Origin of the sequence: Streptomyces anatolicus (assembly GCF_019400875.1) — a bacterium.
GTDB classification, from domain to species: domain Bacteria; phylum Actinomycetota; class Actinomycetes; order Streptomycetales; family Streptomycetaceae; genus Streptomyces; species Streptomyces anatolicus.
The window spans coordinates 1-5,890 of record NZ_WMBF01000405.1 but is presented as its reverse complement, the minus strand read 5'-3'; the positions used below and the strand labels follow the sequence as shown (position 1 = coordinate 5,890).

Annotated in this window: 7 protein-coding genes, 5 tRNA genes and 1 pseudogene; 6 read left to right on the top strand and 7 right to left on the bottom strand. The window is 71.6% G+C overall.

Going from position 1 to position 5,890, the window contains the following annotated elements:
- Positions 1-85: pseudogene (locus GKQ77_RS33645) on the top strand (zf-TFIIB domain-containing protein); the annotation flags it as partial.
- A gap of 69 nt (positions 86-154) precedes the next feature.
- Here the strand turns inward: GKQ77_RS33645 and GKQ77_RS26100 are convergent.
- The 5 genes from GKQ77_RS26100 to GKQ77_RS26080 all read right to left on the bottom strand — a co-directional run bounded on the left by GKQ77_RS26100 (position 155) and on the right by GKQ77_RS26080 (position 641).
- A tRNA-Val gene (locus tag GKQ77_RS26100) sits at positions 155-229 on the bottom strand.
- Positions 230-258: 29 nt separating this feature from the next.
- Positions 259-330: transfer RNA gene (locus tag GKQ77_RS26095), tRNA-Val, on the bottom strand.
- Between the two features lie 51 nt (positions 331-381).
- A tRNA-Val gene (locus GKQ77_RS26090) sits at positions 382-453 on the bottom strand.
- A 1-nt stretch (position 454) separates the two neighbouring features.
- Positions 455-528: transfer RNA gene (locus GKQ77_RS26085), tRNA-Cys, on the bottom strand.
- Between the two features lie 40 nt (positions 529-568).
- A tRNA-Gly gene (locus GKQ77_RS26080) sits at positions 569-641 on the bottom strand.
- 187 nt (positions 642-828) lie between these two features.
- Between GKQ77_RS26080 and GKQ77_RS26075 the strand changes: the two genes are divergently transcribed.
- The 3 genes from GKQ77_RS26075 (at position 829) to GKQ77_RS26065 (ending at position 3,558) form a co-directional block, all read left to right on the top strand.
- Positions 829-1,854, top strand: a complete 1,026-nt coding sequence (locus GKQ77_RS26075; RefSeq protein ID WP_219691382.1) for a chorismate-binding protein — start codon at positions 829-831, stop codon at positions 1,852-1,854.
- Positions 1,851-2,672, top strand: coding sequence for an aminotransferase class IV (locus tag GKQ77_RS26070; protein WP_219691381.1), 822 nt, complete (start codon positions 1,851-1,853; stop codon positions 2,670-2,672). The genes GKQ77_RS26075 and GKQ77_RS26070 overlap by 4 nt, the downstream gene beginning before the upstream one ends.
- 61 nt (positions 2,673-2,733) lie before the next feature.
- Positions 2,734-3,558 (top strand): GNAT family N-acetyltransferase, encoded by an 825-nt coding sequence (locus GKQ77_RS26065; protein ID WP_219691380.1) that lies wholly within the window; start codon positions 2,734-2,736, stop codon positions 3,556-3,558.
- Between the two features lie 31 nt (positions 3,559-3,589).
- On the opposite strand, the gene GKQ77_RS26060 is transcribed toward GKQ77_RS26065, so the two are convergent.
- Entirely contained in the window at positions 3,590-4,117 is a 528-nt protein-coding gene (locus GKQ77_RS26060; protein WP_219691379.1) for a DsbA family protein, read from the bottom strand.
- 186 nt (positions 4,118-4,303) lie between these two features.
- On the opposite strand from GKQ77_RS26060, the gene GKQ77_RS26055 reads away from it, so the two are divergent.
- Positions 4,304-4,753 carry a hypothetical protein gene (locus GKQ77_RS26055; protein ID WP_219691378.1) on the top strand — a complete coding sequence of 150 codons (450 nt, stop codon included), beginning with the start codon at positions 4,304-4,306 and terminating at the stop codon, positions 4,751-4,753.
- A gap of 196 nt (positions 4,754-4,949) precedes the next feature.
- Positions 4,950-5,192 (top strand): hypothetical protein, encoded by a 243-nt coding sequence (locus tag GKQ77_RS26050; protein WP_372459986.1) that lies wholly within the window; start codon positions 4,950-4,952, stop codon positions 5,190-5,192.
- Between the two features lie 36 nt (positions 5,193-5,228).
- On the opposite strand, the gene GKQ77_RS26045 is transcribed toward GKQ77_RS26050, so the two are convergent.
- Positions 5,229-5,786 carry a CGNR zinc finger domain-containing protein gene (locus tag GKQ77_RS26045; RefSeq protein WP_219691376.1) on the bottom strand — a complete coding sequence of 186 codons (558 nt, stop codon included), beginning with the start codon at positions 5,784-5,786 and terminating at the stop codon, positions 5,229-5,231.
- Positions 5,787-5,890: the final 104 nt, after the last annotated feature.

The window sequence follows — 5,890 nt, the reverse complement described above, 5'->3', positions numbered from 1 at the left end:
CCACGGTGGTCACGGCGGCCATGGCGGTCACTACGGCCACGGCAAGCGTCACAAGAGCTTCGGGCACATGCTCTTCTCTTCCTGATGAGCCGCTCCTGACCCGTCAGGGGAACGACGAAGCCCCGGCCGTGGAGACGGCCGGGGCTTCGTGTGGTGGTGCGCGATACTGGGATTGAACCAGTGACCTCTTCCGTGTCAGGGAAGCGCTCTCCCGCTGAGCTAATCGCGCAGGTCAACCTGCGTGTGCTGCGTACTGCGTGCGCGATACTGGGATTGAACCAGTGACCTCTTCCGTGTCAGGGAAGCGCTCTCCCGCTGAGCTAATCGCGCGGGAACGACCCTCATGAAGGAACCCGCCGAGACGGTCTTCGTGAAGATCAGTGGACGATACTGGGATTGAACCAGTGACCTCTTCCGTGTCAGGGAAGCGCTCTCCCGCTGAGCTAATCGTCCTTGGAGGTGGAGACGGGATTTGAACCCGTGTAGACGGCTTTGCAGGCCGTTGCCTCGCCTCTCGGCCACTCCACCAGGAGTGCGGGGGTTCGGGAAGATCCCCCTCTTTCCTGCGAGCGGACGACCAGGTTCGAACTGGCGACCTCAACCTTGGCAAGGTTGCGCTCTACCAACTGAGCTACGTCCGCTTGTCTTTCCCGGTCCGCTTGCGCGTCCCGGCGACGTGTTGAACTCTAGCGGATTCCTGGGCCAGTACAAAAACGCGTTTGCGCAGCGTGCTGCGGTGTGACCGGTCCGGGGCGGGCCCGGGGCACCGGTCATAGACTCGCAGACGTGCACAACCCCCCTCTGACGTCGTCACCGGCGCTTCCCCCCATGGCCCGCTTCGGCCCTCTCGTGGCCACCGGTCTGCGCGACGTGACCAGCGACCCCGCGGCCCTTGACTCGTCCGGCTTCTGGGCGGTGTCCGCGGACTTCGAGGGAGGCCTGGTCTGCGCCCGCTTCGACGACGTACGCCGCGAGGCCGTGCCCGCGCCCGTGCCGGGAAGGTGGCGGGGTCCGGGCGCCGGTGACTGGACGTCGTCACTGGACCGCGCCGCGTACACGGAGGGCGTACGTCGGATACGCGCGTACATCGCGGTCGGCGAGGTCTACCAGGCGAACCTCTGCCGCGTCCTCTCCGCGCCCGTCCCCGCCGACGCCGACGTGGACGCCCTGACGGCCCTCCTCGCGCGCGGGAACCCCGCTCCCTATGCCGGAACGATTCGCCTGCCCGGCCACGGCGTGGAGCTGGCCACCGCTTCCCCCGAGCTGTTCCTGCGCCGCGAGGGCCGGGTCGTGGAGTCGGGGCCCATCAAGGGCACAGGCCGGACCGAGGCGGACCTACTGGAGAAGGACTACGCCGAGAACGTCATGATCGTGGACCTCGTCCGCAACGACCTGGGACGCGTCTGCGCGACCGGCTCCGTGACCGTCCCCGACCTCTGCGTGGTCGAGAAGCACCCCGGCCTCGTCCACCTCGTCTCCACCGTCCACGGGGAGCTGCGCCCCGGCGCGGGCTGGCCCGAACTGTTCGAGGCGACGTTCCCGCCCGGCTCCGTCACCGGCGCCCCCAAGTCCAGCGCCCTGCGGATCATCGACGAGCTGGAGACGGTGCCCAGAGGTCCGTACTGCGGCGGCATCGGCTGGGTGGACGCCGACCGGGGCACCGGAGAGCTGGCCGTCGGCATCCGCACCTTCTGGATCGACCGGGCCGAGGGGATGCTGCGCTTCGGCACCGGAGCGGGCATCACCTGGGGCTCGGACCCCCAGGGGGAGTGGCGGGAGACCGAGCTGAAGGCCGCACGGCTGCTGGCGGTAGCGTCGGGGGCGTACGAAGCGAGTGGAGGAATCTCAACGTGAAGATATGGCTCAACGGTGGGCTGCGGGACGTCGACTCCGCGCGCGTCTCCGTGCTCGACCACGGCCTTACGGTGGGCGACGGCATCTTCGAGACGGTGAAGTCCGTCGAGGGCAGGACCTTCGCCCTCACCCGCCACCTGGCGAGGCTCGCCCGCTCGGCGCGCGGCCTGGGGCTGCCCGAGCCCGACCTCGACGAGGTGCGCCGCGCCTGCGCCGCCGTCCTGGAGGCCAACCCGCTCCCGCTGGGACGGCTGCGGATCACCTACACCGGAGGCCTCTCGCCGCTCGGCTCCGACCGCGGCGACCAGGGCACCACGCTCATCGTCGCCCTCGGCGAGGCCGCGCGGCGCCCGGACTCCACCGCCGTGATCACCGTGCCGTGGACCCGCAACGAACGCGGCGCCCTGACCGGCCTGAAGACCACCTCGTACGCCGAGAACGTCGTCGCCCTTGCCCGCGCCCACGAGCAGGGCGCCTCGGAGGCGCTGTTCGCGAACACGGTCGGGCAGCTCTGCGAGGGCACCGGCTCCAACGTCTTCGTCGTGGTCGACGGCGAGATCCTCACCCCGCCGGTCACCTCCGGATGCCTCGCGGGCATCACGCGCGAGCTGGCCGTCGAGTGGACGGGCGCCCGCGAGAGCGACCTTCCGCTGGACGTCCTGGAGCACGCCGACGAGATCTTCCTGACGTCCACACTGCGTGACGTCCAGGGCGTGCACCGCGTCGACGGGCGCCAACTGCCGCAGGCCCCGGGGCCGATGACCACCAAGGCGATGCGGACCTTCGACGAGCGGGCCGCGGACGACCTCGATCCGTGAGTGCCCCGGTCCGCCGAAAATCCCGTGACGCCGCGGGGCCTGGGTGGGTAGAACACCTGTGATGACCACGACCCTGCGGCCGACCGGGCCGCTCCAGCGGGGCGCCTACGGCGCCAGGGCGCGCACGTACGACGTGTGCGTGAACAGCCGGCCGGTGGGGTCCGTCGACCTCGCCACCCATGACGTCTTCGGGCCGCAGGTCTGCCGGGTGCGGGACCTGCGGATAGCCGAGCCGGACCGCAGGCGTGGCCGCGGCACGGTCGCGGCGCTGGCCGCCGAGGAGGTGGCCCGCGGCTGGGGCTGCAGGCGCATCGAGGTGACCGTCCCCGCCCAGGCCCCGGGGGCCCTGCCACTGGCGACGGCGCTCGGCTACGTGGAGCGCAACCGCCGGATGGCGAAGCCGGTGCCGGCCGAGCCCGCCGCGCTGCCGCCGGGCGTCGAGGGGCGGCCGATGACCGAGGGCGAGTACGGGCCATGGCTGGCGCGGGCTCAGGGGAGCTATACGCGGAGCTGGATCGACCGGGGCGTGCCCGAGGCGCAGGCGCGCGCCAAGTCCGAGGCCGACCACGCCGAGCTGCTGCCGCAGGGCCTGGCCACCCCCGACACCCTGCTGAGCGTGCTCACCCAGGAGGGCGCGAAGGTCGGCGCCCTGTGGCTCGCGCTCCGCGACGACGACGCGTTCGTCTTCCGCGTCGAGGTCGACGAGGACTGCCGGGGGCGCGGCCATGGCCGCGCCCTGATGCTGCTGGCCGAGGCGCAGGCCCGCGCGGGGGGCCGCGACCGGATCGGCCTCAGCGTCTTCGCGGGCAACGCCACGGCCCTGTGCCTGTACGAGTCTCTGGGCTACGAACCGGTCTCGTACTCCCTCTACAAGCCGCTGCTGTAGGGAGCCGCTGCTCCGGGGACTAGGACAGGCCCTAAGAGCCCTCGCCCGCCAGGAGCCGGTCGGTGATCTCCTCGACGCGCTCCCGCAGCCCCGCCTGGCTCTTGCCGCCGTCCAGACGCTCGCCGTCGACGACGTACGTCGGCGTGCCGGTGACCCCGATGGCCTTGCCCTCGGCCTGGTCGGCGTCGACGATCAGGATGTGCCGCCCGTCGATCAGGGCGGTGTCGAACTCCTCGGCGTCCAGATCCAGTTCACGCGCGGTCTCCACCAGGAAGGGCTCGCCCCGGCGGTCCAGCTCCTCGACCCCGGCGAGCACCGCCTCGACGTACGGCCAGCCCGCGCCCTGCTCGAAGGCCTCCTCGGCGGCCTGGGCGGCGGCGAAGGAGTGCTTGTGCTTCTCGAGGGGGAAGTGGCGCAGGCGCAGCTCGACGCGGTCGCCGTAGCGGGCGCGCAGGGCGCGCACGTCGTCGAGGGCGGTACGGCAGTCGGGGCACTGCAGCTCGCACCAGACGTCGACGACGACGGGGCGGGCGGGTTGGTCAGGACGGGAGTCGCTCATGGGGACAGTCTTCCAGCCCGCGGGCCGCCCACCCAACCGGCACCTGGGGAGGAGTTCCGACCCCTAGATGACCCGGAGATGTCCCTGAGGTCCGCCCCGGCCGTGGTTGCGCGGCCCCCACCCGGTGCAGGATGGAAGGGACGACCGCGTCATGGACGACGTACGCCTGACTGCCTGGAGGACCGGATGATTGCCGAGACCGTCTGTTCCGCCGTATCCGCGGCCGGGCTCGGCATCGCCGCGGTCACGGCCTACCGCAAGCGTTTCCTGACCGCGGCCCGCCTCCTCGCGTACTCCCTGGTGCCGGTGGGGCTCGTGCTGACCGGCGTCGTCGGATGGGCCGCCGACACCGCCTTCAGCCTCAAGGCGTGGGTCGGCTTCGGGGTGCTCGGCGCGGCCTGGCTGATGTTCCTCGGCACGCGCGCGGTGGAGCGCCGCAGGGGCGGCACCCGCAAGGAGCGCAGGGCCGCGAAGGCCGCCCAGCGCGACGCGGTGGCCCCCGCGGCCTCGGCACCCTCGCTCGGCCAGGGCGCCGGACCCAGCACCGCCGCGAAGCCCGCGGCCAAGCAGAAGGCCGCCGCGCCCGCGGAGGACTTCAGCGACATCGAGGCGATCCTGAAGAAGCACGGCATCTGACGGCGAAAGCCGTCCGGCCGCGCTCCAGGGCCACGACGACTCCCTCGTTCGAGTGCGGGCGGCGCCCTCGGATGTCCCCGGGGTGTACGGCCGCCGGCCACGGGCGGAACGCGCCGGGCGCTGGCCTTTTCCCTGTTCACGGGTTCCGGCGAACTCCCGCTTCATTTTGGCGTGTTGGTCATCGGAGGCCGGTCGTCTGCGTCATCATCACCGCGAGATGCTTGACACCACCACACCGGGCGATGCCGCCCCGCCGGACGACGGACGGCAAGCGGCACCGGCCCCGGAGCGACGACCTGCCGACGAAGCGCGGCTCGCCACCGACGAAGAACCGCGAGGCTGCCTCTTCGCCCTCTCCCAGCCACCCCTGATGATCTTCCTGACGGTGATCGGCATGCTGATCCTGCTGGCGTCGCTGCACGATCTGCTGCTGCTCTGAATCCTGTCCCGCGACCTGATCCGACGGGGCAGGACCCTAACCCGCGGCTTCCTTGCGGCGGGCGCGGTACGCGGCGACGTGCAGGCGGTTCCCGCAGGTGCGGCTGTCGCAGTAGCGGCGCGAGCGATTGCGGGAGAGGTCGACGAAGGCGCGCCGGCAGTCCGGTGCCTCACAGCGCCGCAGCCGCTCCTGCTCCCCGGCGACCACGAAGAACGCCAGCGCCATCCCGCAGTCGGCCGCCAGGTGGTCCGCGACGGAAGCGCCGGGCGCGAAGTAGTGGATGTGCCAGTCGTAGCCGTCGTGGTCGGTGAGCCGGGGCGTGGTGCCCGCCGCCGCGATCAGCTCGTTGATGATCGTGGACGCGGCCCGGGGCTCGGGGTTGGCGAACACCTCCGCGAAGCGGCCCCGGACCCGGCGCACATCCACCAGGTCACGTTCCGCGAGCCTTTCGACCCCGCTCACTCCGTGCGTACGTACGAAATCACCGAGCGACGCCAGGTCGGTCAGCTCGTCGGCGCCGTCCTCCTCCGGTGCGGTGTTCACCAGATCGACCACGGCGTCGAGAGAACACCGGGTGTCGTGGGTGATCAGCACGATGCGCTCCCTGGCCTGGGGGTGGTGGGGCCCGCCCGGCCCGTGGAGAGCCGGGGGAACGTGCCCGCCGATGCTGGCCGATGCTAGCGGCTTCCCCGCAGGAC